At 51.8% G+C, this 24,508-nt stretch carries 20 protein-coding genes; 6 read left to right on the top strand and 14 right to left on the bottom strand.

Translation table 11 applies throughout. The features are described from left to right. Positions 1–54 precede the first annotated feature (54 nt). A complete protein-coding gene (locus KD147_RS13035) occupies positions 55–1,032 on the top strand; it encodes a GGDEF domain-containing protein (RefSeq protein ID WP_212548143.1) in 978 nt (325 codons plus the stop codon). Here the strand turns inward: KD147_RS13035 and KD147_RS13030 are convergent. The 6 genes from KD147_RS13030 to lpxB form a co-directional block, all read right to left on the bottom strand. Continuing rightward, positions 939–1,319, bottom strand: coding sequence for a hypothetical protein (locus tag KD147_RS13030; protein ID WP_212548142.1), 381 nt, complete (start codon positions 1,317–1,319; stop codon positions 939–941). The two genes, KD147_RS13035 and KD147_RS13030, sit on opposite strands and share 94 nt — an antisense overlap. Continuing rightward, positions 1,292–2,611, bottom strand: a complete 1,320-nt coding sequence (tilS, locus tag KD147_RS13025) for a tRNA lysidine(34) synthetase TilS (RefSeq protein WP_249319271.1) — start codon at positions 2,609–2,611, stop codon at positions 1,292–1,294. Before tilS ends, KD147_RS13030 begins: the two co-directional genes overlap by 28 nt. 65 nt (positions 2,612–2,676) lie before the next feature. Then, a complete protein-coding gene (gene accA / locus KD147_RS13020) occupies positions 2,677–3,633 on the bottom strand; it encodes an acetyl-CoA carboxylase carboxyl transferase subunit alpha (protein ID WP_105190787.1) in 957 nt (318 codons plus the stop codon). A 16-nt stretch (positions 3,634–3,649) separates the two neighbouring features. Further along, complete coding sequence (dnaE, locus tag KD147_RS13015; RefSeq protein WP_212548140.1) at positions 3,650–7,141, bottom strand: DNA polymerase III subunit alpha; 3,492 nt, start codon at positions 7,139–7,141, stop codon at positions 3,650–3,652. 3 nt (positions 7,142–7,144) lie between these two features. After that, positions 7,145–7,741 carry a ribonuclease HII gene (rnhB, locus tag KD147_RS13010; RefSeq protein ID WP_212548139.1) on the bottom strand — a complete coding sequence of 199 codons (597 nt, stop codon included), beginning with the start codon at positions 7,739–7,741 and terminating at the stop codon, positions 7,145–7,147. Next, entirely contained in the window at positions 7,731–8,888 is a 1,158-nt protein-coding gene (gene lpxB / locus KD147_RS13005; RefSeq protein ID WP_212548138.1) for a lipid-A-disaccharide synthase, read from the bottom strand. Before lpxB ends, rnhB begins: the two co-directional genes overlap by 11 nt. 284 nt (positions 8,889–9,172) lie before the next feature. On the opposite strand from lpxB, the gene KD147_RS13000 reads away from it, so the two are divergent. Genes KD147_RS13000 through cydC form a run of 5 tightly spaced genes read left to right on the top strand, consistent with a single transcriptional unit; the run spans position 9,173 to position 15,500 of the window. Beyond that, on the top strand, positions 9,173–10,747 hold the full coding sequence (locus KD147_RS13000) for a cytochrome ubiquinol oxidase subunit I (protein ID WP_212548137.1): 1,575 nt from the start codon (positions 9,173–9,175) through the stop codon (positions 10,745–10,747). Then, a complete protein-coding gene (gene cydB / locus KD147_RS12995; protein WP_249319269.1) occupies positions 10,744–11,883 on the top strand; it encodes a cytochrome d ubiquinol oxidase subunit II in 1,140 nt (379 codons plus the stop codon). Before KD147_RS13000 ends, cydB begins: the two co-directional genes overlap by 4 nt. Before the next feature lie 9 nt (positions 11,884–11,892). Further along, on the top strand, positions 11,893–12,018 hold the full coding sequence (gene cydX / locus KD147_RS12990; protein ID WP_105190793.1) for a cytochrome bd-I oxidase subunit CydX: 126 nt from the start codon (positions 11,893–11,895) through the stop codon (positions 12,016–12,018). 4 nt (positions 12,019–12,022) lie between these two features. Further along, entirely contained in the window at positions 12,023–13,789 is a 1,767-nt protein-coding gene (gene cydD, locus KD147_RS12985; protein WP_212548136.1) for a thiol reductant ABC exporter subunit CydD, read from the top strand. After that, complete coding sequence (cydC, locus tag KD147_RS12980; RefSeq protein ID WP_212548135.1) at positions 13,782–15,500, top strand: thiol reductant ABC exporter subunit CydC; 1,719 nt, start codon at positions 13,782–13,784, stop codon at positions 15,498–15,500. The genes cydD and cydC overlap by 8 nt, the downstream gene beginning before the upstream one ends. A gap of 101 nt (positions 15,501–15,601) precedes the next feature. Here the strand turns inward: cydC and lpxA are convergent, their stop codons facing one another. The 8 genes from lpxA to KD147_RS12940 all read right to left on the bottom strand — a co-directional run bounded on the left by lpxA (position 15,602) and on the right by KD147_RS12940 (position 24,492). Further along, positions 15,602–16,372 carry an acyl-ACP--UDP-N-acetylglucosamine O-acyltransferase gene (lpxA, locus tag KD147_RS12975; RefSeq protein ID WP_105255167.1) on the bottom strand — a complete coding sequence of 257 codons (771 nt, stop codon included), beginning with the start codon at positions 16,370–16,372 and terminating at the stop codon, positions 15,602–15,604. A 2-nt stretch (positions 16,373–16,374) separates the two neighbouring features. Beyond that, a complete protein-coding gene (gene fabZ / locus KD147_RS12970; RefSeq protein ID WP_105255166.1) occupies positions 16,375–16,827 on the bottom strand; it encodes a 3-hydroxyacyl-ACP dehydratase FabZ in 453 nt (150 codons plus the stop codon). Positions 16,828–16,848: 21 nt separating this feature from the next. Continuing rightward, entirely contained in the window at positions 16,849–17,871 is a 1,023-nt protein-coding gene (gene lpxD / locus KD147_RS12965; protein WP_442792656.1) for a UDP-3-O-(3-hydroxymyristoyl)glucosamine N-acyltransferase, read from the bottom strand. A gap of 2 nt (positions 17,872–17,873) precedes the next feature. Further along, positions 17,874–18,392 (bottom strand): OmpH/Skp family outer membrane protein, encoded by a 519-nt coding sequence (locus KD147_RS12960; protein WP_105255164.1) that lies wholly within the window; start codon positions 18,390–18,392, stop codon positions 17,874–17,876. Between the two features lie 10 nt (positions 18,393–18,402). Next, positions 18,403–20,874, bottom strand: coding sequence for an outer membrane protein assembly factor BamA (gene bamA, locus KD147_RS12955; protein ID WP_212548134.1), 2,472 nt, complete (start codon positions 20,872–20,874; stop codon positions 18,403–18,405). Positions 20,875–21,077: 203 nt separating this feature from the next. Next, positions 21,078–22,430 carry a sigma E protease regulator RseP gene (rseP, locus tag KD147_RS12950; protein ID WP_212548133.1) on the bottom strand — a complete coding sequence of 451 codons (1,353 nt, stop codon included), beginning with the start codon at positions 22,428–22,430 and terminating at the stop codon, positions 21,078–21,080. Continuing rightward, positions 22,430–23,629, bottom strand: coding sequence for a 1-deoxy-D-xylulose-5-phosphate reductoisomerase (ispC, locus tag KD147_RS12945; protein WP_212548132.1), 1,200 nt, complete (start codon positions 23,627–23,629; stop codon positions 22,430–22,432). Before ispC ends, rseP begins: the two co-directional genes overlap by 1 nt. Beyond that, complete coding sequence (locus tag KD147_RS12940; RefSeq protein ID WP_105255161.1) at positions 23,626–24,492, bottom strand: phosphatidate cytidylyltransferase; 867 nt, start codon at positions 24,490–24,492, stop codon at positions 23,626–23,628. The genes ispC and KD147_RS12940 overlap by 4 nt, the downstream gene beginning before the upstream one ends. Between the last annotated feature and the right edge of the window lie 16 nt (positions 24,493–24,508).

Here is a 24,508-nt window from a genome sequence, read left to right as displayed (position 1 = left end):
ATGGCATAGTTTTAGCATGAAATCCTATACGAATTTAGTCTTGGAGCGTAACGCTTGGATAACGTCCATATTTTGACATACGGTCACACCGCCATGACCCAAGATGCGAGCACAGCGGCACATTTTTACCGCCCAACTTCGGTCGTCAACGTCACCGCATTGACACAAGAGCTCCAACGCAGTCTTGAGCTCCCCACCCTGCTTGATATTTTTGCCGAGCATGTGCGCCCACATGCCTACTTTACCGGCCTGCAACTGCATTCCTGTCTGGGTGTCAATGAAATGACGAACAGCCAAGACAATGCGGTGGCTAATCGTTTCGATATTGAGGTCGAGGGTGAGCACTTAGGCCGCTTGGTGTATTTAAGTGACGCCACCTTTAGTGCGGCCCTGCAAGAGCAGCTAAAAAAATGGCAACAAGTCCTCGCTTACCCGTTACGCAACGCCCTGACCTATAATCGCGTACTCCGCCTGGCCACACGCGATCCGCTGACTGGGCTTAATAACCGCAGTGACTTCAATATGAGTGTGGAAAAAAAACTGGAAGCCTGCCGACGCCAGCACCGTCCTTTTAGCCTGATGCTGTTAGATTTAGATTACTTTAAACAGGTCAATGATAATTATGGACACCAGGTGGGCGACCAAACCTTACAGGAATTTGCCACCCTGTTGCGCCAAAGCGTACGTGCCACGGATTCGATTTTTCGCTTTGGCGGCGATGAGTTTGCCATTCTGATCGACGATGACCATTACACCACCAATACGGTGATCGCCGAGCGTATTCAAGCGGCGGTGGGTAACAGCGAGTTAATGAACCGCTATGGCGTCAGTTGCAGTATCGGCTTTGCCCTTGCGCAAGCCAAGGATGTGAATATCAGTCTGTTCGAGCGCGCCGACAAGGCCCTGTATCAGGCTAAATTCAGCGGCCGCAACACCTATCAGGGTGCCTCTGAATTGTCCGCAGTGCCTTTTACTAGCTTAAATGCCCACAACGACAACCAAAAGCCGCCAAAGAATGCCAAAATAAGCTGATACAAGGACGTAAAGCTTGGCAGCTCGGCGAACATCACGGCCAACAAGGGCACCAGCAAGCCGACAATGAAATAAGTGCCGCCTTTACCCAGCCAATAGGCCAGTAACAGCGCCCCGCACACAACACCAAAAACCAGCGCTAATCCCAACACCGGCCACATTGGGCCATAAACACCGACAACTACGGCCAATAACACCAAGGTCACCAACACAGCCAAGGGCGCCTTTTGCACTAAAGACAGGCCTACATGAGGCTTCTTTACGGAAGAGTTGTTGTCAGTTGCCATTGCAATCCTTGTTGTGCCAAAAAATCGTAATTATAAAAGTAACCTACCACCGCCACTAGGGTGTCATTGTAAAAAATAAGCGGGATGCGTTGGCGCTCCCAGGGCGGCACCTTGAGCTCTTTTAGCCAGTGACTCAGTTTATTGCCATAGGGTTTGTGCTGCGGACGAATGCGGGCATTAAGCACCCCAAAACGCACCCACACCTGCTCATCGGCATTTGGCGCTCGCACCCCGACTCCGGGCTGACACATCAAGGTGCGCCCATCGTTTAGAGCATGTATACCCGGGTTAGCAAGGCGCTCGGCTATGGGCTCTACTTGGTGTTGAACCAAATACAGCTGCTCGTTGAAGCGGCGCACGCTCACCTCATCGCCGCAATGAGTGCGCAAGGTTAAACTAGGCTGACTATCTGCCCGAGCGCTCAACAGCTGCGCACACAGGCTTTGCAGCTGTAATTGTGAAGGCATGGCGACATCATGGCTCTGCAGCCAGTAACGCAGGGCATTATTGGCTCGGGCCTCGCCTAATGCCATTAACGGCGCCAGGGTCAGTTGCTCGGAGTTAACGCTCAGCTGTGTTAGGTCTTGGGCGGCGATCTCATCAAGCAAGCGCTGCTGCTGTTGCAGTAGCTCTGTGGTTTGCGCCACCTTGGCACTAAAGCCAGAGAAGCGTTTGTTCAGTTGGGGCAAAATTTGATTGCGTAAAAAGTTACGATCAAAACGGCTGTCGTCATTGGACTCATCGTGAATATGCTTTAGATCATGACGCTCGACAAAGTGCTGCAACTGCTTGCGGCTGATCCCGAGCAAAGGACGAAGCAAAGGACGCTGTTGCCAGTAGCTCAAGGCCTGCATGCCGCCGAGCCCTTTAAGCCCGGCCCCGCGCTTGAGGCGCAAAAAGAAGGTTTCTACCTGGTCGTCGCTATGCTGACCCAAAAGCAGCGCATAGCCTGCAGGCAAGGCCTTATCCATCGCCTGATAACGGGCCTGACGGGCCTTGGCTTCGATACCCAGCCTGGTCTGCTCCGACAACACCACCTGCTCGCTGTAAAAGGCAATGCCACGCCTACGACATTGCTCGGCACAAAAGGCCTGCCAATGATCGGCATTGGCGCTTAAGCCATGATGGATATGAATGGCACACAAGGGCATGCCCTTCTCCTGGGCGTAGCGCTGCGCCAGCTCGAGCAACACCATGGAATCCAGGCCGCCACTGAGGGCAACCGCCAAGCCCTGACAGTCGGGCAGCTCGTTAAGGAGGTGTGCTAATTGTATGGCAAAGCGTGTGTACATTGGGCTGGTCATTAGACGGTATTAGGCTGGCATTAAAAAAGGCCGACTGAGCGGCCTTTTTTTGCTTAACAGTAACCGAAGCTCATTAAGCGTTTGTAGCGCAAGTCCAGCATTTCCTCAACGCTGTTTTGACGCAGCTCGGCCAGGTCACGCTTCAACTGTGCCTTGAGGCTCTTGGCCATGGCATCATAGTTGCGGTGCGCGCCGCCTAGCGGCTCTTCGATAATGTTGTTGATCAAATCCAACTCTTTCACGCGCTGTGCGGTTACACCCATGGCTTCAGCAGCCAATGGTGCTTTCTCAGCACTCTTCCAAAGGATTGATGCACAACCTTCTGGAGAAATTACCGAATAGGTGCTGTATTGCAGCATGTTAACGCGGTCACCGACACCAATGGCAAGGGCACCACCTGAACCACCTTCACCGATCACGGTACAGATAGTTGGCACTTTCAGCGCCGCCATAACCTTAAGGTTGCGGGCAATGGCTTCACTTTGGCCGCGCTCTTCCGCACCCACACCTGGGTAGGCACCCGGAGTGTCGATAAAGGTGAAAATTGGCATTTTAAAACGTTCGGCCATTTCCATCAGACGCAAGGCCTTACGGTAGCCTTCCGGCTTTGGCATACCAAAGTTACGTTTGATCTTTTCCGCTGTATCACGGCCTTTTTGCTGACCGATAACCATCACTGGTTCACCGTCTAAACGTGCTACACCACCAAGAATGGCCGGATCGTTTGCAAATGCACGATCGCCCGCGAGTTCGTCGAACTCGGTAAAAATACGCTCGATGTAATCACGTGTGTATGGACGCAGTGGATGACGAGCTAGTTGCGAAACCTGCCATGCACCTAGTTCAGAAAAGATTTTATTAGTTAGTTCAACACTTTTCTCTTTTAGGCGACCGACTTCTTCTTCTAGCCCTAAATCCAGTTCGCCCGCTCGACTGACGTGACGTAGCTCTTCAATCTTCGCTTCCAATTCGGCAATTGGCAGTTCGAAATCCAAATAATTGAGACTCATGTGCTCATTAACCCATTTAATTAAATTCTAATTCTATATTTTGTGCCGCCATCAGCGATAACTTATGAATTAAGTCATCGGCAGGCGTCACACACCATTGTGTTCCTAGTTCCAACTCAGCCAAGGCATCTGGCCGCCGGTACAGTATTTTTACCGGACAGGTGCCAAATTTGTACGGTTCCAGCACTTTTTCCAACTTTTCGAAGAAGTTGTCGTCAATTTGCGCCATGTCCACCGTCATTTTCATCGCTTTAATGCGCTTTTCACGGGCCTCAGCGAGGGTACAGACGTCTCGGGCGGTCATTGTAATGCCGCCAGAGAAGTTATCAAAGCTGACCTGTCCAGTTATCACCAAGATATTGTTGATTTGCAGCAATTCTTGGAACATTTCAAACTGTTCTGGGAATAAGCGTACATCAATTCGGGCACTCTTGTCATCTAAGGTGATTAATCCCCAGCGTTTATTCTTCTTATTTATCAAAGTTCGGGCACTGATCACCAAACCTGCCGCGGTGGTTTGCACATCTCGCTCGGTCGGCGTCAGATCGACGAGTTTACCGCTAGTATAGTGCTTAAGTTCGCCACGATACTGATTGATTGGGTGCCCGGTCAAGAATAATCCCAGGGTTTCACGCTCACCATCAAGCCATTGATTATCGGTAAAGTATGGCACTCGTTTAAAGGCTTGTTCAACCTCTTCTGGCTCGGTGGCAAGAAGACCGAATAGATCACCCTGACCCAGTTGCTCGGCCTTATTGTGTTGTTCGGCGGACTTAATCGCCTCGGGCAGCGAGGCCATCAAGATGGCACGACCGCCCTGCACCGGATCCGGGCCCAGTTTATCCATGGCCCCGGCCATAATGAGTTTTTCAATAACCCGCTTGTTCAGGCGTTTCAAATCAACTCGGGCGCAGAAGTCGAACAGGTCCTTAAATGGCCCGTCCTGCTCACGGGCGCTCAAGATCGCTTCTACCGGGCCCTCACCCACGCCTTTAATGGCGCCGATACCATAGACAATCTCGCCCTGCTTGTTCACGGTAAACTTATACAGGCCAGCGTTCACATCCGGTGGCAACAAGGTGAGCTTCATGTTTTCACATTCGTCCACCAGGGTGACGATTTTATCCGTGTTATCCATATCCGCCGACATTACCGCGGCCATAAATTCGGCCGGATAATGGGTTTTCATCCACAGCGTCTGATACGACACCAGGGCATACGCGGCGGAGTGTGATTTGTTAAAGCCATAACCGGCGAACTTCTCTACCAAGTCGAAGATTTTCATCGCCAGTTCGCCGTCAACGCCGTTTTGTATCGCCCCTTCTTCGAAGGTCGAGCGCTGCTTGGCCATTTCTTCCGGCTTTTTCTTACCCATGGCGCGACGTAATAAGTCGGCGCCACCGAGTGAGTAGCCCGCCAGGACCTGGGCGATTTGCATAACCTGCTCCTGATACAGGATTACGCCATAGGTCGGCTCCAAAATGGGTTTCAGACTGTCGTGCTGGTACTGAGCATCCGGATAAGAGATTTCCTCGTTACCATGCTTACGGTCGATAAAGTTATCTACCATGCCCGATTGCAGTGGCCCCGGACGGAACAAGGCCACCAGGGCTATCATATCTTCGAAGCAGTCCGGTTTAAGGCGGCGAATAAGGTCTTTCATACCGCGGGATTCGAGCTGGAACACCGCCGTGGTTTCGGCGCGCAGCAGCAGCTCTATACTGGGTCTGTCATCCAGCGGAATGGCATTGATATCCACCGGCGCTTTGCCCTCGCGGGCGAGGCGCTCATTGGTCATATCCAGGGCCCACTGCAAAATAGTCAGTGTACGCAGACCCAGGAAGTCGAATTTAACCAGACCGGCGGTTTCTACGTCGTTCTTATCGAACTGGGTAACCGGGAACTTTCCCTCTTCATCGCAATACAGGGCGGCAAAGTCGGTGATGGTGGTCGGTGAGATTACAACACCACCGGCGTGTTTACCGGCGTTACGGGTACAGCCCTCGAGAATGCGACACATGTCAATGAGGTCGCGCACTTCCTCGTCGCCGTCATAGGCCTCGGGGAGGCGAGGCTCCACTTCAAAGGCTTTGGCCAAGGTCATACCCGGGTCGCCGGGCACCAACTTAGAAATACGATCAACGAAGCCATACGGGTGACCCAGCACCCGGCCCACGTCGCGAATAACCGCTTTTGCAGCCATGGTACCGAAGGTGATGATCTGCGATACCGCATCGCGACCATACAATTTGGCCACGTGGTCGATTACCTCATCGCGGCGATCCATACAGAAGTCGACGTCGAAGTCGGGCATGGAGACCCGCTCTGGGTTTAGAAATCGCTCGAATAGCAGGTCAAACTGCAACGGGTCGAGATCGGTGATCTTCAGGGCATAGGCTACAAGTGAACCCGCACCGGAGCCTCGCCCCGGACCTACGGGAATATTGTTATCCTTCGACCACTGAATGAACTCCATTACGATCAAGAAGTAACCTGGGAACCCCATTTGGTTGATTACGTCGAGCTCGATTTGCAAACGCTCGTCATACTCGCCACGGCGCTCTGCACGCACCTGCTCGTCTGGGAATAAGAATTGTAAACGCTCTTCGAGGCCGTCGCGGGATACCTTCACCAGGAAGTCATCGATTTTCAGCGAGCCCGTGGGGTAATCAGGCAAGAAATAGGTACCCAGTTGCACGGTGACATTACAGCGTTTGGCAATTTCCACCGTGTTTTGCAGCGCCTCGGGGATATCGCTAAACAGCTCGGTCATTTGCTCGGGCGTTTTTAGATATTGCTCTTGCGAGAAGCGCTTGGGTCTGCGCTTATCTTCCAGGGTGTAACCATCGTGGATAGCCACACGAATTTCATGGGGCTCAAAGTCGTCCGGTTTTAAGAAGACCACCTCATTGGTGGCCACCACCGGCAGTTGATGTGCATAAGCGTGCTCAACCGCCAGGTGTAAATAGGTTTCTTCGTCGGCGCGGGAGGTGCGGATCAGCTCTAAATAATAATCACCGGGGAAATGAGTGCGATAGAATTGGCTGATCTCTTCGATAATGCCAGCATTGCCCTTAAGCAGTGCCTTGCCCAAGTCGCCGTCTTTACCGCCGCTGATAATGATCAGGCCTTCACCATGCTCCGCCAGCCAGTCTCTGTCGACCATGGCACGGTGCATTACATGACCGCGCAAATAGGCCTTGGAAATAAGCAAGGTGAGGTTTTTATAACCCTGATTGTTTTTCGCCAGCAGCAACAAACGACAAGGCTCATCAGGAAATTCCGGGGTATTGAGCCAGATATCGGCCCCGACTATGGGCTTAATCCCGGCGCCGTGGGCAGCACCATAAAAGCGCACTAGGCCGCAGAGGTTCATTTGATCGGTAATAGCCAGGGAGCTGAGCTGCAACTCCTGCGCCTTGGCCACTATGGGCTTGGTTTTAGCCAGGCCATCGACCATGGAAAAGTCGCTGTGAACCCGTAAATGAACGAACTGAGGGGCTGCCATCGCTTATTGTCCTCGCTCGGCCAGTACCCGTTGGACGGGCTTAAAACTTTTTCTGTGCTGCTCAAGGGCACCATGCTCGGCCAAGGCTTCAAAATGCGCCTTGGTTGGATAGCCTTTATGCCCGGCAAAGCCGTATTGGGGATACTGGGCATCGAGCTCGATCATTTCCTGATCGCGCGCCACTTTAGCCAAAATGGATGCGGCACTGATCTCCGCCACCAGCGCATCCCCTTTGACCACGGCCTGCGCCGCCATATCGAGCGCCGGCAAACGGTTGCCATCGACAAACACAAAGTCTGGGTTAATATCCAAGCCGGCAACGGCGCGGCTCATGGCCAGCATGGTAGCGTGGAGAATATTGAGCTCGTCAATCTCTTCCACCGTGGCGCGGGCAATACAGTAACTCAGGGCTTTTTCTTTGATTTCTTCGCTCAGTGCCTGGCGCTTTTTATCGCTCAGCTTTTTCGAGTCGGTCAGACCGGTAATGGGCTTATTGGGGTCAAGGATCACCGCGGCGGTGACCACATCGCCCACTAAAGGCCCGCGCCCCACTTCGTCGACACCGGCAATATATTGAACGTCTGGGCGATTAATTTGCATCGATAAGCTCCAATACGGCTTTGGCCGCCTGACGGCTGGCATCACAACGAATATTCTGATGGATTTCGGTAAAACGGGCAATTAGCGCACTGTTGTCACCGTACAGGCGGGGCTCTAGCGCCGCACACAGGGCGTCGACGTTGCATTCATGCTGCAAATACTCGGGCACCAATTCTTCATCGGCCAATAGATTTGGCAGCGAGAAGTACTTGATGGTAAAGGTAAAGACGTTTTGCACCATCCAGTAGGTCATGGGTTTAAGTTTGTACCCCACCACCATAGGCTTTTTATACAACATGCCTTCCAAAGAGGCAGTTCCAGAGGCCAATAAAATGGCGTCGCTGGCCTGCATCGCTAAGCTTGACTGACCGTCGAGTAAAATAGCCTTAAGATTGGGCGCATGCTCTTGTTGCAGGGCTAAAAACTGCTCCTTACGCGCCGCATTAACCAGGGGCACCACCACCTTTAGATCCGGATTCTGTTGCTGCAAACGCTCGGCGGTTTGCGCATAGGTAGGGGTTAGCAAGCCAACCTCGGAGCCACGGCTGCCGGGCAGCAAAGCAAGTACCTTATCCTCGGGCGATAAGCCCAATTGCTCCCGCGCCTGGGTATTATCCTGCTCAACGGCAATATCATCGGCCAGGGTGTGACCCACAAAGGTGCAGGGCACCTGGTGCTCATCGTAAAATGCTTTTTCAAAGGGTAACAGGGACAACACCAAATTAGTGGCCTTGGCGATTTTATGAATACGTTTTTGTCGCCATGCCCACACCGACGGGCTGACATAATGCACGGTTGTAATGCCCGCTTCTTTAAGCGGCAGTTCAACACGCAGATTAAAATCCGGCGCATCGATACCGACAAACACATCCGGCGGATTAGCGATAAAATGCCGCACCAACTCTTTGCGAATACGCAGCAGACGCGGCAGACGCGAGAGCACCTCAACCAGGCCCATCACCGATAGCTCTTCCATATCAAACAGGCTGTCGCAACCTAACGCCTGCATGCGCGGACCACCGATGCCGACAAACTCTGCGTCCGGGTGAGATTTTAATATCGCTTTCATCAGGCCTTCGCCGAGAATGTCGCCTGACATTTCTCCGGCAACAATACCGATACGTAGAGGTTTAGCTGCTGCGCTCATCTAAAGGGGGCTTCCCATTTACCACTGTTATTATTAACAGCCTAGTCTACCCTGTTTAGGGTGTGCTTAAAACCTCAGCGGCGCACAAATCCATGACGCTGAAAAATAGCCGATTCTTTAGCCCTTTGGCACAGAGCGCAAGCCGGCTGTTTTTTCATCGCAATGAACTTTTTTATAAATTAGCAACTGCTAATGTGTGGTTGACTGTTAACCAATAAGTACGGATACTATGCAAACTTTCAGTTATTACTGAAAGTTCAAACAGCTTACATTAGGGGTAAACCATGATAGATGAATCCTTTGTAGACATATCCCGTCTGCAATTTGCAATAACGGCCTTCTATCACTTTTTATTCGTGCCACTGACATTAGGGATGACATGGATTTTGGTGATAATGGAATCGGTCTACGTGATGACCGGGCGAGAAATATATCGTGATATGACCAAGTTTTGGGGCAAGTTATTCGGAATTAACTTTGCGCTTGGGGTCGCCACCGGACTGACTATGGAGTTCGAGTTTGGTACCAACTGGTCCTACTATTCGCATTATGTTGGCGATATCTTCGGCGCACCGCTGGCCATCGAAGGCCTGATGGCCTTTTTCCTTGAGTCCACCTTCGTCGGCATGTTCTTCCTCGGCTGGGACCGCCTGACCAAGGTACAGCATCTCGGCGTAACCTTCTTAATGGCCATAGGCACCAACCTCTCCGCGCTGTGGATCCTTATCGCCAACGGCTGGATGCAAAACCCGGTGGGCTCCGAGTTCAATTACCAAACCATGCGCATGGAAATGCAAAGCTTTGCCGAGCTGGTCTTTAACCCGGTGGCTCAGGTGAAGTTTATTCACACCGTATCCGCCGGTTATGTGGCCGCCTCTATGTTTGTGCTTGGGATCAGCGCCTATTATCTGCTTAAAGGACGGGACGTGGCCTTTGCCAAACGCTCTTTTTCGGTGGCCTGTAGCTTCGGTTTAGCCTCGGTGCTGTGCGTTATCCTGCTCGGCGATGAGTCCGGTTATGAGGTCGGCGAGGTGCAAAAGGTTAAACTCGCCGCCATTGAAGCAGAATGGGAAACCGAGCCCGCCCCCGCCGCCTTTACCCTGTTCGGCATTCCCGACTCAGAAGCACAGGAAACCCACGCCGCGGTTAAGATCCCCTATGTGATGGGTATTATTGCCACTCGCTCCCTGGATGAAGAAGTCACCGGCATCAAGGAATTACAGCAGCAGCACGAGGTACGGATCCGCAGTGGTATGATTGCCTATCGCTATCTGGAAAAGTTGCGCAATGGTGATACCCGCCCCGAGATCGTTGCCGAATTTGGCAAGTACAAGGCCGACCTCGGCTATGGTTTGCTGTTAAAGCGGTATCGAGATGATGTCTATAACGCCAGCGAAGAAGAAATCGCTATGGCGGTGAAGGACTCGATCCCTGCCGTCGGCCCGCTGTTTTGGACCTTCCGCGTCATGGTGGCCTGTGGGGTGATCATGCTCTTTATTTTCGCCGCCTCTTTCTATTACAACGCCAAGCGCGTGATTGAGACAAAGCGCTGGCTGCTAAAGGCCGCCCTATTCGCCATTCCCCTGCCCTGGATAGCCATAGAAACAGGCTGGTTTGTGGCCGAGTTCGGTCGCCAACCCTGGGCAATTTCAGAAGTGCTGCCCACCTTTATGGCCACTTCCAGTCTGACCTTTAATGATGTGCTGATATCCCTGACCGGCTTTATTATCTTTTACACCATACTCGCTATTATCGAGGTGTGGTTGATGCTGCACTTTATTAAACAGGGTCCCAGCTCGCTGCACACCGGCAAGTATCATTTTGAACGCCAGGCCGCCCTTAAGGAGACTCAGGTATGATTTTCGATTACGAAACCCTAAAACTGATCTGGTGGCTGTTAATTGGTGCCCTATTGATCGGCTTTGCCATCACCGATGGCATGGACATGGGCGCCGCCGTCTTACTGCCCTTTGTCGCCAAAAAAGATGTCGAGCGCCGTGTGGTAATTAACACGGTCGGCGCGCACTGGGATGGCAACCAGGTCTGGCTGATCACCGCCGGTGGCGCATTATTTGCGGCCTGGCCCATGGTGTATGCCGCGGCCTTTTCCGGCTTTTACTTCGCCATGATGCTGGTGCTGTTTGCGCTGTTTTTCCGTCCCTTGGCCTTTGACTATCGCTCCAAGCTGGATAACCCGACTTGGCGTAATCGCTGGGACTGGGCGCTGTTTGCCGGCAGCTTTATTCCGGCGCTGATATTTGGTGTCGCCTTTGGCAACCTGATCCAAGGGGTGCCCTTGCATATAGATAATCTGATGCGGGTCAGCTACCTGGGCTCTTTCTTCGCCCTGCTCAATCCCTTTGCCCTGCTTTGTGGCCTGATCAGCGTGGCCATGTTGGTCGCCCATGGCGGTCTATGGTTGCAGCTGCGCACCGTGAACCCGGTGGCCTTGCGCGCCGCGAAATTGGGTCGCCTGGCATTGATCATAGCTCTGGTAGGCTTTGCCATTGCCGGAGTCTGGTTAACGCAAATCGAGGGCATGCAAATTGTCACCATGGCCGATACCAATGGCCATGCCGATCCCTTGGCGAAAACCGTCAGCACGGGTACCGGCTTGTGGCTCGATGGCTATCAACAGCGTCCGTGGAGCCTGGCTTTTCCGATATTGGCCTTTGTTGCCGGAGGCTTAGCCTTAGTAAGCTCATGGCGTAACAAAGCCGGGGTGGGTTTTGTGCTAACGAGCCTGATGCTCGTGGGTATCATAATGACCTTTGGCGCCAGTTTGTTCCCCTTCATCATGCCGTCAAGCCACGATGCCAATATGAGTCTGACTATTTGGGACGCGGTCTCAAGCCATATGACCCTTAACATTATGTTTATCGTGGTGGCATTGCTGCTGCCCATAGTACTGAGTTACACCACCTGGTGTTATGTGAAGATGTGGCGTCGCGTCAGTCATGAAGAAATCGAAAACAACTCTCACGGCAGCTATTAAGGAGGCATTATGTGGTATTTCGCTTGGATTTTAGGCGTACTCTTTGCCGTTGCGTTCGGCGTGATCAATGTGATGTGGTATGAAATGCAACAGCACACCGACAGTATTGCAGACGACGAGCAGGAGCACTTCTAAGCTCATGAACCCCCAACCAAATCGCGCGCAGCAACTCCAGCTGCGCTCCTTTTTAAAGGAATTTACCCGCCCCCATAACCGCCCCTTGCTGCTAAGCATATTTTTGGGCTTTAGCAGTGGCGTGTTGATGATCATCAGTTGCTATGTGCTGGCGCAGTTGTGCCATCAGGTGATGTTTGCCGGGCAAGACTTAGCACAGCAGGCACCAGCCCTGTACTTGCTGGCTGGGTTAAGCCTGCTACGGGCGCTGTTAATGGGCGCCAGTCGCTATGTGGCTGAACGCAGTGCACTCAATATCAAGCTGGCGATGCGTGAAGCGCTGTGGAAAGCCTTGGTCAAACAGCAAGGAAACGGCTTAAAAACCGGCCCTGCGGCGCAGTGGGTGCTCACCCTCAATCAGGGAGTGGAAGCCCTGCATGACTACTTCGCCAAATACCTGCCGGCGGTGGCCTATGCCGGGCTTATCCCCTTTGCCATTATCGCCGTGGTATTTCCCATCGACTGGCAATCCGGGCTTATTTTTCTTATCACCGCACCACTGATCCCATTTTTTATGATCCTCATTGGTTACAAGGCGCAAGCGCTAAACGAGCGTAATTGGCAACGGTTACAATACCTGGGGCAATTCTTTTTTGACCGCTTAAGCGGCCTGACTCAATTAAAACTTTTTAACAGCGCCCAGGGCCAGGTTAAGCGCGTTGAGCAGATGGCGGATCAATTTCGTATTTCCACGCTGTCGGTGTTGCGCATCGCCTTTATCTCCACCCTGGCATTGGAGTTTTTAGCCACCATCAGCATCGCCCTGGTAGCTGTGATCATCGGCTTTCGTTTGTATTTCGGCACCTTGGACTTTGCCACCGGCTTTGTGGTGCTCTTGCTCGCTCCCGAGTTCTACTTGCCGCTGCGTCAACTGGGGCAGCACTATCATGCCAAACTCAAGGGCCTCGCCAGTGCCGATTCCATGATGGCCATTTTGACCCAGCAAGAGCCCGCGCAGCAGGTTAACCAACAGAAAGACACCATAGCCTCGGTCACCAAGCTGCAGGTGCAAAACTTAAGCCTGCACCTTGATGAAAGCACCAATGCGGTATTAAAAAATATCAGCTTTGACACCGACGCAAATGGAATTTTAGCTCTGGTGGGTCACAGTGGCGCCGGTAAATCTACCTTAATGGACTGCCTGATGGGCTTATATCCGCAAACGAATAAGGCTATACGCATCAATGGCATGCCTTTAACGGATATCGATATCGCCAGCTATCAAAAGCGCATTGCCTGGGTCGCGCAAACGCCGACCTTATTCAGTGGCACCCTGGCGGAGAATATCGCCCTGGGAAGCGCGTCAATCGACCTTGCAGCCATTCGCTCGCTGTGCAAAGAGCTCGACCTGGACGCCTTTATCATGGCTCTTCCGCACCAATATGACACCCAGTTAGGCGAATTAGGCCATGGCCTATCCGGGGGGCAAATTCAACGCCTGGCTTTGGCCAGGGCCCTGTTACGGCAACCGGACATCCTCTTTTTGGATGAACCCACGGCGGCGCTTGATAAGCATAGCGAGCAAAAGGTGCAAGCCTGTCTTGAGCGCCTCAGCGCACACACCCTGGTGGTGATCATTGCCCATCGCCTCAATACCCTGACTCGGGCCCAAAAAGTCTTGGTGCTACAACAGGGCGAACTCGTTGAGCAAGGCAGTTACAAGGATTTGTTCGGCACACCCGGCTCGCACCTGGCAAAGATGATCCATGCTCCGGAGGTCGTCCATGGCTAATTGGTGCTTTCTTATTTCCCTCATTCGCCCGCACCTTGGTTGGGCGCTCTTAGGCATGCTCTTGGCATTTCTTGCCCTGGCCGCCAACATCACCCTGCTGGCCGTGTCCGCTTGGTTTTTAGCGGCCATGGCCGCCGCTGGCTTACATGGGGTGACCATGAACTACTTCACCCCGGCGGGCATTATTCGCTTTCTCGCCATCGTTCGTACCGCCAGCGGCTATGCGCAACGCCTGGTGAATCACAACACCACCTTTTTAATTCTGAAAACGCTGCGAGTACACATTTTCGCCGCCCTCACCCAGGTTCCGCAGCAGTGCTTTGCCAGTGTTGGGCGCCGCTTGTCACAGCTGCAAGAAGACGTTGAGCAACTCGATGAATTCTATATCGGGGTATTGGTGCCGCTGTTGCTGGCCGTAACGGCCTTGCCACTGATAGCCTGGGCGCTGGGCGTTTACAGCCTGGTGCTTATGCTGGTGACGGTAACGGCCCTGCTAACTACAGGCTTCTTACTACCGACCTGGCTCGGTCGCAATCTAAAGGGAGTGGGCAAGTGCACCCAGGAAGCGCAAAGCGATTTAAGCGAGTGTCTGGTTGAAGGAACGCGCGGCTTAAAAGAGCTGTATCTTGCGGGTGCCACCGAGCAATATTGGCGGCGCCTCGATACGGCGCAGCAAGCGCTGGCCGAAGAGCAACAAAAAGCCCACCGCTGGTTTGCCGGCCACCAAGGTCTGTCTCTGTTTATAAGCCAGTTGACCCTGGTGTTGGCGCTGCTGACTTTGATCCCTCTGGTCAACAACGGCCAGTTGGCAAACGTCGAATTAGCCATGCTGGTGCTCTTGGTGTTAGGTGCGTTTGAGTCCGTGCTGATGCTCCCCGATGCCATGCTAAAAATGGAACTTACCCTGGCCAGCGCCGGGCGCATTCGTGCCCTGCTGGCCGAGGTGGAGCATACTCCCACACCTGGCCTACAGGGAGAAAAACAGGCTTCCTCGGTCTTTTCCCTTGACCAAGTTCACTTTGCCTATCGGGCGCAGCAGCCCGTATTTCATGCTTTATCCCTGGACATAAAACGAGGTGAAAAGGTGGCCATTGTAGGCAGAAGTGGCGCCGGTAAGTCTACCCTGCTTGGCCTGCTAACGGCGCAATTACATGCGCAACAGGGAAAAACCCTGGCGTCTGGTATACCGATAGATGCGCTCGACCCCGCTTGGCTTAATCAGCAGCTGGGCGTGCTCAATCAGTATAGCCATACCTTTAGCGCCACCATTAGGGAAAACCTGCTGCTCGCCAAGGAGGATGCCTCTGATGATGAAATCTGGTCGGCTCTCGAACAGGCGCAACTAACGGCCACGGTAAAGCAAATGACTAAGCGCCTGGACACCCAAGTGGGGGCCACCGGACGCCAGCTGTCCGCTGGAGAAGCCAGACGTCTGCACCTGGCCCAGCTATTTTTACGCGACCCACAGGTATTGCTCTTGGATGAGCCCACCCGTGGCCTAGACGGTGATAATCAAAGAAAGGTGTTTGCTGGCGTGTTAGCCCTCGCAGAAAGCCGTACACTGGTGGTAAGCACCCATGAAGCCGCGCTACTTGGGCAAATGGACAAGGTGATCTGGATGGAGCAAGGCCGGATCAAGGCCATGGCCAGCCACGAGGCGCTCACGCGTCAATACCCCGAGTATCACACCCTTACTCACCTGCTTAACTAAATCTACGTATCAAAAGTGCATGCATAAAAAAAGCGCTAACAACCGGGTTAGCGCTTTTTCTTCAATTTTTGCTCTGTGAGCAACTCTTTAAACGGCTCGATTTAACGAATAATGCCGCGCGTAGAGTTGGTAACCAAGTCGATCATCGGCTGAATAGCCGGGAAGTTAGCCACTTCCTCTTGCAATTGTGCCAGCGCCTCATCCGCCTTAAGTCCCTTACGGAACAAGGTCTTATAGGCACGACGCAAAGCCATGATCTCATCAGACTCAAAACCGCGACGCTTCAAGCCTTCGGTGTTGATAGCAACGGGACGCGCAGGAGTGCCGATAGTGGTGACATAAGGTGGCACATCCTGGTTTACACCCGAGTACATGCCGATAAAGGCATGAGCACCCACTTTACAAAACTGATGCACGCCTGAGTTACCCGCCAGGATCACCCAGTCACCGATGTGCACGTGGCCCGCGACACTGGCGTTATTCGCAAAAATAACGTTGTCGCCAATCACTGCGTCATGCGCAACATGGGTATAGGCCATAAATAGGTTATTACTGCCAATCTTGGTGATACCCTGATCCTGAATGGTGCCACGGTGAATGGTGGCGCATTCGCGAATAATGTTGTTATCACCAATGATAAGCTGCGTCGGTTCATCCTTGTATTTTTTATCCTGGCACGCCTCGCCTACCGATGCGAATTGAAAAATGTGGTTGTTTTTGCCGATTTTCGACGGCCCTTTCACTACCACATGAGATTCAATAATGGTACCTGCACCGATTTCAACGTCATTGCCTATATAACTATAGGGACCAACTTGAACATCATCAGCAAGCTTTGCACCGGGTTCGATAATTGCGGTCGGATGGATCACGATTAAAACTCTCTTCTTGCACACATTAGTTCGGCGCTGCATACGACTTTATCGTCGACAACTGCTTCACCGTAGAATTTCCACATATTGCGACGCTCTTTTAGGAACTTCACATGCAAGTGCATGGTGTCGCCAGGTAATACCGGCTGTTTAAAGCGCGCATTGTCGATGGCTGCAAACAAGTATAGCTCGTTCTCACCACGATTTTCTGTGGTTTTAAAACCCAATAGGCCGGTTGCCTGGGCCATAGCCTCTAGGATCATCACGCCTGGGAAAATTGGCTGGTCAGGAAAGTGCCCGGTAAAAATCGGCTCATTAATAGTCACGTTTTTTACTGCGTGCAGGCTTTCACCCGGTGTGTAATCCAACACCTTATCCACCAACAGCATCGGGTAACGGTGCGGTAGTAAACTCAGTATCTCTTGAATATCTAAGCTATTTAACTGATTAGCCAACTTCTTTTCCTTAAAACAAAGTTATTCTTGTGACTTAAGCTCGGCCTCGATGGCCTTGATACGCTTGTTCATGTCACCAATATTGCGCAGGTGCGCTATGGTACGACGCCACTCTTTATTCTTACTGTGCGGCAAGCCCGAGGAGTAAATACCCGGTTCGCTAATGCCGCTGGTGACCATATTCATACCGGTTAGTACCACCTTGTCGCAGATTTCCACGTGACCTGTGATGGCGCTAAGACCGCCGATCTGGCAGTAACGACCTATTTTGGTACTTCCCGCAACCACGGTACAACCGGCAATGGCAGTCCCTTCGCAAATTTCCACATTGTGGGCAATCTGACACTGATTATCGATGATCACATTATCGTGGATAAGGGTATCGTCGATAGCACCACGGTCTATGGTGGTACTGGCACCAATCTCAACGCGGTTGCCAATTATAACAGAGCCGATTTGTGGGATCTTCACCCATTGGCCACGCTCATTGGCATAACCAAAACCGTCTGCACCTATCACGGTATTGGCCTGCACCAAACAGTGTTCACCCAGTTGCACCTGGTGGTACACGGTCACATTATTCCACAGCTTGGTATGGGCACCGATTTGCACATCTTTACCGATAAAACAGTGCGAGCCGATTTGCGCATGATCGCCAATCACCGCCCCCGCTTCAATCACCACCAATGGACCGATATTGGCACTGGCACTGACCTTGGCATCAGGGCTAATCACCGCGCTTGGGTGAATCCCCACGGCCGAAGCCGGCGTGCTGTCTAGCAACTGCGCCAACTTGGCATAAGCCACATAGGGGTCTTGGCAAACCAGTTTATTACCGGCAAAGTGCTCGGCGTCGGCGGCACTTAGGATCACCGCACCGGCCTGCGTATCGGCCAGTTGGCTGCGGTATTTTTTATTTGCTAAAAAACTAATATGCGCCGCAGTTGCTTTTTCAAGCGTCTGGATGCCAACGATTTCAAGGGTGCCGTCACCGATAAGTTCGGCACCTAAATGTTGGGCGATGTCAGCTAAGCTTTTTGCCATCATTACTTCTTACTTACGCGCTCAACCACTTTTTCTGACAGATCAGTTACTTCTTTAGGGTTGAAGTAAATAGTGCCGTCTTTAACCTTCACTTCGTCATAGTCACCGTCTTTGGCGATTTCTTCAATGGCGGTAATGATGGTTTTTTGTAGCTTGGCCAGCTCTTGGTTTTGACGTTGCTTGATTTCTTGCTCTAGCGGACGACCTTTTTCAGCAAGCTGCTTTTGCATGCCGTTAATCTTATCGCCAAGCGCCTTTTTCTGATCTTCGCTCATGGTTGGTGCTTCACGCTGGAACTTTTCCATTTCAAAGCGGATGTCGCCCTGAAGCTTTTCTAGTTCTTGGCGACGCTCTGAAAACTCACTTTTCAGTGTGTTTTCAATGGCCATTGTTTGTGGCACCTGAGAATAAATAGTTTGCATATCAACGATGCCAACCTTGTGCGCCAAAGCCTGCACCGAAGTACCCATGGTTAGCGCGGCTAATACTACTAGTGCTGTGTTTTTGAATAGTTTTTTCACAGAAAACTCCTTAGAAAGTGTTACTAATGTTAAAGCTAAATGTCTTGGTCTTATCATCTTCTTCTTCTTGCAACGGATAAGCAAAACTAATTAGCATGGGCCCCATGGGCGAGATCCACTGGATTGAAAGACCAGTTGAAACCCTGAAACGAGCTGGATCGGAAAAATCATCCAAGCGCGCCCGCTCATCGGGCTGAAGGTTTTGATAACGGTCAACGTTAAACTCTGTATCCCATACGTTGGCCGCATCGACAAAGAAACTGGTACGAACAGAACTGCTGTTCTCTTCATCTAAAAACGGCGTTGGAACTATCATTTCTACACCCGCTACCGCCTTAGCGTTACCACCGATACGACCGGCAAGTCGTAAGGTATCGAATTCCTCGGCACCGCCTATATTGCCGGTCGGTGTGCCGTCCGGCAAGGTTGTACCCGGGATATTCTGTGGAGAACGTATTACCGCCTGTGGCAAGATGGTATTACGGTCAAAGCCACGTAATTCCTGCTCGGTAATACGGAAGAATTCCTGCACCGGCAAGACCTGATCATAGCCATTGGTTTCGCCATAACCATTACCATAACCCAGCGCTGCACGTGCCGAGAACACCCAACGATGATCGTCGCTCACCGGCCAGTAATAACGTGAGTTATAGTTGATCTTAAAGTAGGTCAGATCCGAGTTAGGCGTGGTCGCAGACAGATTTAGCGACTGACGCGAACCCGCTGTTGGGAACATACCACGGTTAACCGTGACACGAGACCAACCGGCGCTGAGTTCATACTTGGTAAACTCAAAGCCAGCATCCGGGTTTTCCGGATCCAGGAAGGTTTCACGCAACACGCGCGTTTGCTCGTATTCGGCCAAATCGGACAGTTCTTCTTCAATCCAACGCACACCGAAGTTCAAACGGTTTACTGCATTGATCGGGAAGCCGATATTAGTGCCGAGACCATAGCTTTTCGACTTATAGTTGATCAGACTGAACTCACTGGCATCGTAGTTACGATAGAAAATACTCGAACCTTGTGATACTCCGTCTGGCGTAAAGTAAGGGTCGGTATAAGACAGACTGACGCTTTCAGAACCACGCGAGGTGTTGATATTAAACGCCACCTGATTACCGCTACCTAGGAAGTTTGACTCGCTGATACCAATGTTAAACTGCAGGCCGTAATAGGAACCATAGGCCAAACCAGCGGTAAAGCTACCGGCTGACTGCTCTTTAACGGTAAAGCCCACATCGACTTCATCATCCACACCGGGCACCGGGTTCACCTCAAATTCGACATTTTCCATGTAGGGCAAACGTTGAATCTGCAATTTTGAGCGCTCAAGGTTTTGGTTTGACAACCAAGCGCCTTCAAGCTGAGTCATCTCACGACGAATAACTTCATCGGCGGTACTTTGGTTACCAGAAATATCAATACGACGTACATAAACGCGCTTGCCTGGGTCAACAGACAACACTAATTGCACTTCTTTGGTTTCGTCATCGATTTCCGGAATGGTGCGTACCACGGCATTGGCGTAGCCAAAGCGCGCCAGGTAACTCTTAATAAATTCTTCCGACGAGGTCACCACTGAGCCATTGTAAAGCTCACCGGCCTTAAGCGGGATGACGCTGCGGATCAACTCTTCTCGACCAAGTAGGTCACCGATAAAGTCAAACCCCTTGACCATGTACTTCTCGCCTTCGGTGATGTTAGCGGTCACATACACGGACTCACGCTCGGGACTAACCGATACCTGAGTCGAGTCGATATTAAAGCGCAAATAACCACGGTCGAGGTAATAACTGCGAATTTTTTCTAAATCGCCCTCAATGGTTTGCTTTTGGTATCGGTCCGAAGACATAAACTTCCACCACGGCAAGTCCTGTTGTGACTCCACCAGGGTAAGTAACTCTTCGTCCGGGAATAACTCGTTACCAACGATGTTAATTTGACGAATAGAGGCGGCATCACCCTCATCAAAATTGATATTTAAACGCACACGGTTTCGCGGCAAGCGGGTAATTTCGATGTCTATTTTAGCGTTGTATTTACCAATACTGTGGAAGAATTCGATCAGGCCCTTTTCAACGCTATCGAGCACGGTGCGATCGAGTGGCTCACCGGTACGGATATTCTGCTGCTCTAAACTCTCGGTCAGCTGCTCGTCTTTGATGTCTTTGTTGCCGTCAAACTCGATGGAGCTGATGGTGGGTCGTTCGGTCACCTTAAAGACAATTTTATCGCCATCGCGGTACACTTCGATATCATCGAAGTGGCCTGATTTATAGAGCGCTTTAATGGTTTTTGACACCGTATAGGTATCAATTTGGTCACCCACGTTAATCGGGATATGGGTCAGCGCGGCGCCTAAAGCAACTCGTTGCAGACCTTCAACTTTTAAATCTTCTACGATAAAGGATTCTTGGCCCAGGGCGGCGAAACTGGCCCCTAATAAACTCGTTACTGCCAAATGTTTTTTTATAGCCATTTTATTATCTTTGTCCTTTACTACAGTGTCTTCACCCAAACGCACTAGTTAGAGTTCGTTTTGCGCACGGCTGTTTTGGTTTGGGCCATCGGCTGCGTCTAATACAACCATCTTATCATTGCTGTTTGGCTTACACAGCAGTTTCTTTGTCCATCCGGCTCGGTTTTTACCCATAAAATAGCCAAGCCGGCGGTAACCTCAGGTTACAATCGCGCAATATCGTTTAACAGCGCGAACGCAGTAAGCGCCAATAATAACGTTGCACCGATGCGAAAACCAATTTCTTGTGTCTTTTCAGAGACTGGCTTTTTGCGAATAAGTTCAATTATGTAATACATTAAGTGGCCACCGTCGAGTACCGGTAGAGGCAATAAATTAAATACCCCAAGGCTCACGCTGATCAGTGCTAAAAAACTTAAAAACGCGACGAAACCGTAGCTTACGCTAGTTCCTGCCCCAACCGCAATGCCTACGGGGCCACTGATATTCTTAATCGACACCTGACCGGTGATCAGGTTTGCAATCATTTCAAAGCTCAGACTGATCATTTGCCAGGTCTTTGCAACGCCAAGGCCAATGGCCGTGACCGGATTGTAACTGCGGGTCACAATTGCATCTTCAGGCCAAGGCTCCACCACAGGTACCACGCCAAGGTAACCGCGACTAAAACCATCTTCTGTGGGTTTGTCGGCCGGTATCACGGTTACATCCATGCCTGTTTTGCCACGCATTACATGAAATTGCAGTGGCTGCTCGGCGGAGCGCTCAATCTGCTGTACCAAGGCAGACCAGGACTTAATCAGCTTACCCTCGACACTGATCAGCACATCCCCTTCTTGTAACCCGGCTCGCTGTGCGGGTGAATCGGGAGCCACCATAGCCAGGGTCAAGGTCGCATCGGGACGAAAAGGCACGATACCAATAGACGCCAACGGCGATTGGTCGCGCTGCTGTAAGCTCCAACCCTCGAGATCCACCACCTTGATACTCTGGGTACCCGAAGGCGTTTGTATTTTAACATTGACGCTGTCATCACCCAGATGCTGCATCAATGCCAAGGTTACTTCCTGCCAGTCTTGGGTTTGCTGGCTACCGACTTCCAGCAGCTGATCGCCCGCTTTTAAACCGGCGGCCTCAACACGGCTTTGTACAGTAACATCGCCAATAATAGGCTTAACGGATTGCACGCCGATGACATACATCAAACTCAGGGCAAAAATAGCAAATAAGAAATTGGCGATGGGGCCGGCACTGACGATAGCAATACGGGCATACACGGATTTGGCATTAAAAGACAGGTGACGCTCATGCTCGGCAACCTTATCGACACGCTCGTCAAGCATTTTTACATAGCCGCCAAGGGGGATCATCGCTACCACGTACTCGGTGCCGAGTTTATCGTGCCAACGCAACAAGGGTTTGCCAAAGCCAATGGAAAAACGCAGCACCTTGACGCCTGCCTTGCGGGCCACCCAAAAGTGGCCGTATTCATGCACGGTAACTAAGATGCCCAAAGCTACAATAAAGGAGCCTAGGTGCCACAGAAATTCGAACATTATTTTGCCCTACTCTTAATTTGCTGCTGTGCAACGCACCTTGCATCGCCGTCGCACCGCAAAATTCCCTCTAAACAATCATCGTATTGGGTCGACATAGCCGCCAGGGTATCTGCATTTACCGCATAGATGTCGGTAAAGCGAATCCGGCCGGCTAAAAATGCCGCCACCGCCTCTTCGTTGGCGGCGTTAATTATGGTGGTCGCACTCTGCCCCGCTTTACAGGCCTCAATAGCAAGACGCAGGTTCGGGTAGCGATTAAAATCCGGAGCATGGAAGCTAAAATCTTTCATGGCACTGAAGTCCAACGGCGCCACGCCGGCATCAATTCGCTGTGGGTAGGCCAAAGCATGGGCGATGGGCGTGCGCATATCCGGCTGCCCCATTTGCGCCAAAACCGAGCCGTCGCAGTATTGCACCATGGAATGGATCATACTCTGCGGATGGATCACTACCTCGATATCGTCAGCGCTGGCATTAAACAACCATTTGGCTTCGATAAATTCCAGGCCCTTATTCATCATGGTCGCCGAGTCGACAGAAATTTTCTGACCCATGGACCAATTGGGATGGGCGACCGCTTCGGCAACCGTGATGTCTGCGAAGGTGTCCAGGGCTCGTTCGCGAAATGGGCCGCCGGAGCCGGTCAGTAAAATTTTACTAACGCCATGGCTAACCAAGGTAGCATCATGATGACCCTGAATGGCCTCGGGCATACATTGGAAGATGGCGTTGTGTTCGCTGTCGATAGGCAACAAAGTAGCGCCGTGGTGACGTACCTTGTCCATAAATAATTGCCCCGACATCACCAGGGACTCTTTGTTCGCCAGCATCACCACCTTGGCCGCTTCGATGGCGTACAAGGTAGGAATAAGCCCGGCGGCCCCGACAATGGCAGACATCACCATATCGACATCGCTGTGCTGACAGAGCATGGTCATATCCTGCTCATAGTCCACGACCTGGGTAGCGATACCCAGTGAACTAAGACGCTCGCCCAGTTGCCTGTTGGCATCGGGGCAAGACAGGGTCGCAAATCGCGGCCTATGCCGGACACAGTCGCTCACCATTTGCTCTAGATTGCGTCCGGCGACCAGAGCAAAGACCGAGTATTGCTCAGGATTGCGCGCAATCACGTCCAGGGTGCTTTGGCCGATGGAGCCGGTAGAGCCTAAAATGGTGACTCTTTTGCTACTCATAGGGTCATGGTCCAGGCGTAGAACACCACGAAGATAGGCGCTGCAGCAGTGAGGCTGTCGATACGGTCCAGAATACCGCCATGACCGGGCAAACACTTACCACTGTCCTTCATGCCGGCCTGACGTTTAAACATGCTTTCCAACAAATCGCCGACCGCAGAGAATGCCGCGACTATCACAGCCATCAGGGCATAGGGTGCCCACATGCCAGGCTCTACCCCTTTAAAATAACAAAATGCCAAGACAAAAATCGCGGCGCTTAGCAGGCCCCCAACAAAACCTTCGATGGTTTTATTCGGGCTCACCTTGGGCATCAATTTATGCTTACCAAAGTTTTTACCGCTGAAATAGGCGCCGATATCGGCACACCAGACAATGCCTAATACCGCCAAAATCAAATAGGAGCCAAACTGGCTCGACTCATCGTAGTTTGCGCTGCGCAGTACACAGAGCGCCAGCCACAATGGTGCCAGGGTCAATACCCCGGAAATACCGCGCATTAAATAGCCCTGTGACCAGGCATCGCTGAATTTAGGGTAACGTACCACCAATATGGTGGCCACAATCCACCAGGCCAGGGCCAGGGTGAAGACATAATTGATATCCGGCAGCATTTGACCCTGCTGCCACAGCGCGGTGATCGGCCAATGCCACTGCATTAACGCCACCAATACCGCGACTAACGCCACATAAATGAGCCTTTTGGCGCGATTACAAATACCCATTAACGCCGACCATTCGTAGGCGCCCAATAATACGATGCCGCCGGCACAGTAACTAAACCAATCTAGGGGGGCTAAAAACACTAATGCAAGGGCCAGTGGCGCCAGCACCAGTGACGTGATAATTCGTTGTTTAAGCAAGTCTTATACCTTCAAC

Source organism: Pseudoalteromonas sp. BDTF-M6 (assembly GCF_018334135.1).
In the GTDB taxonomy this organism is placed as follows: Bacteria; Pseudomonadota; Gammaproteobacteria; order Enterobacterales; family Alteromonadaceae; genus Pseudoalteromonas.
This window is presented reverse-complemented; position numbering and strand designations above follow the sequence as displayed.

Bases quoted from the DNA above. Each gene is read 5' to 3' on its own strand.
- KD147_RS13030 (WP_212548142.1), bottom strand. From the start codon at position 1,319: ATGGCAACTGACAACAACTCTTCCGTAAAGAAGCCTCATGTAGGCCTG.
- tilS (WP_249319271.1), bottom strand. From the start codon at position 2,611: ATGTACACACGCTTTGCCATACAATTAGCACACCTCCTTAACGAGCTG.
- accA (WP_105190787.1), bottom strand. From the start codon at position 3,633: ATGAGTCTCAATTATTTGGATTTCGAACTGCCAATTGCCGAATTGGAA.
- dnaE (WP_212548140.1), bottom strand. From the start codon at position 7,141: ATGGCAGCCCCTCAGTTCGTTCATTTACGGGTTCACAGCGACTTTTCC.
- rnhB (WP_212548139.1), bottom strand. From the start codon at position 7,741: ATGCAAATTAATCGCCCAGACGTTCAATATATTGCCGGTGTCGACGAA.
- lpxB (WP_212548138.1), bottom strand. From the start codon at position 8,888: ATGAGCGCAGCAGCTAAACCTCTACGTATCGGTATTGTTGCCGGAGAA.
- KD147_RS13000 (WP_212548137.1), top strand. From the start codon at position 9,173: ATGATAGATGAATCCTTTGTAGACATATCCCGTCTGCAATTTGCAATA.
- cydB (WP_249319269.1), top strand. From the start codon at position 10,744: ATGATTTTCGATTACGAAACCCTAAAACTGATCTGGTGGCTGTTAATT.
- cydX (WP_105190793.1), top strand. From the start codon at position 11,893: ATGTGGTATTTCGCTTGGATTTTAGGCGTACTCTTTGCCGTTGCGTTC.
- cydD (WP_212548136.1), top strand. From the start codon at position 12,023: ATGAACCCCCAACCAAATCGCGCGCAGCAACTCCAGCTGCGCTCCTTT.
- cydC (WP_212548135.1), top strand. From the start codon at position 13,782: ATGGCTAATTGGTGCTTTCTTATTTCCCTCATTCGCCCGCACCTTGGT.
- lpxD (WP_442792656.1), bottom strand. From the start codon at position 17,871: ATGGCAAAAAGCTTAGCTGACATCGCCCAACATTTAGGTGCCGAACTT.
- bamA (WP_212548134.1), bottom strand. From the start codon at position 20,874: ATGGCTATAAAAAAACATTTGGCAGTAACGAGTTTATTAGGGGCCAGT.
- rseP (WP_212548133.1), bottom strand. From the start codon at position 22,430: ATGTTCGAATTTCTGTGGCACCTAGGCTCCTTTATTGTAGCTTTGGGC.
- ispC (WP_212548132.1), bottom strand. From the start codon at position 23,629: ATGAGTAGCAAAAGAGTCACCATTTTAGGCTCTACCGGCTCCATCGGC.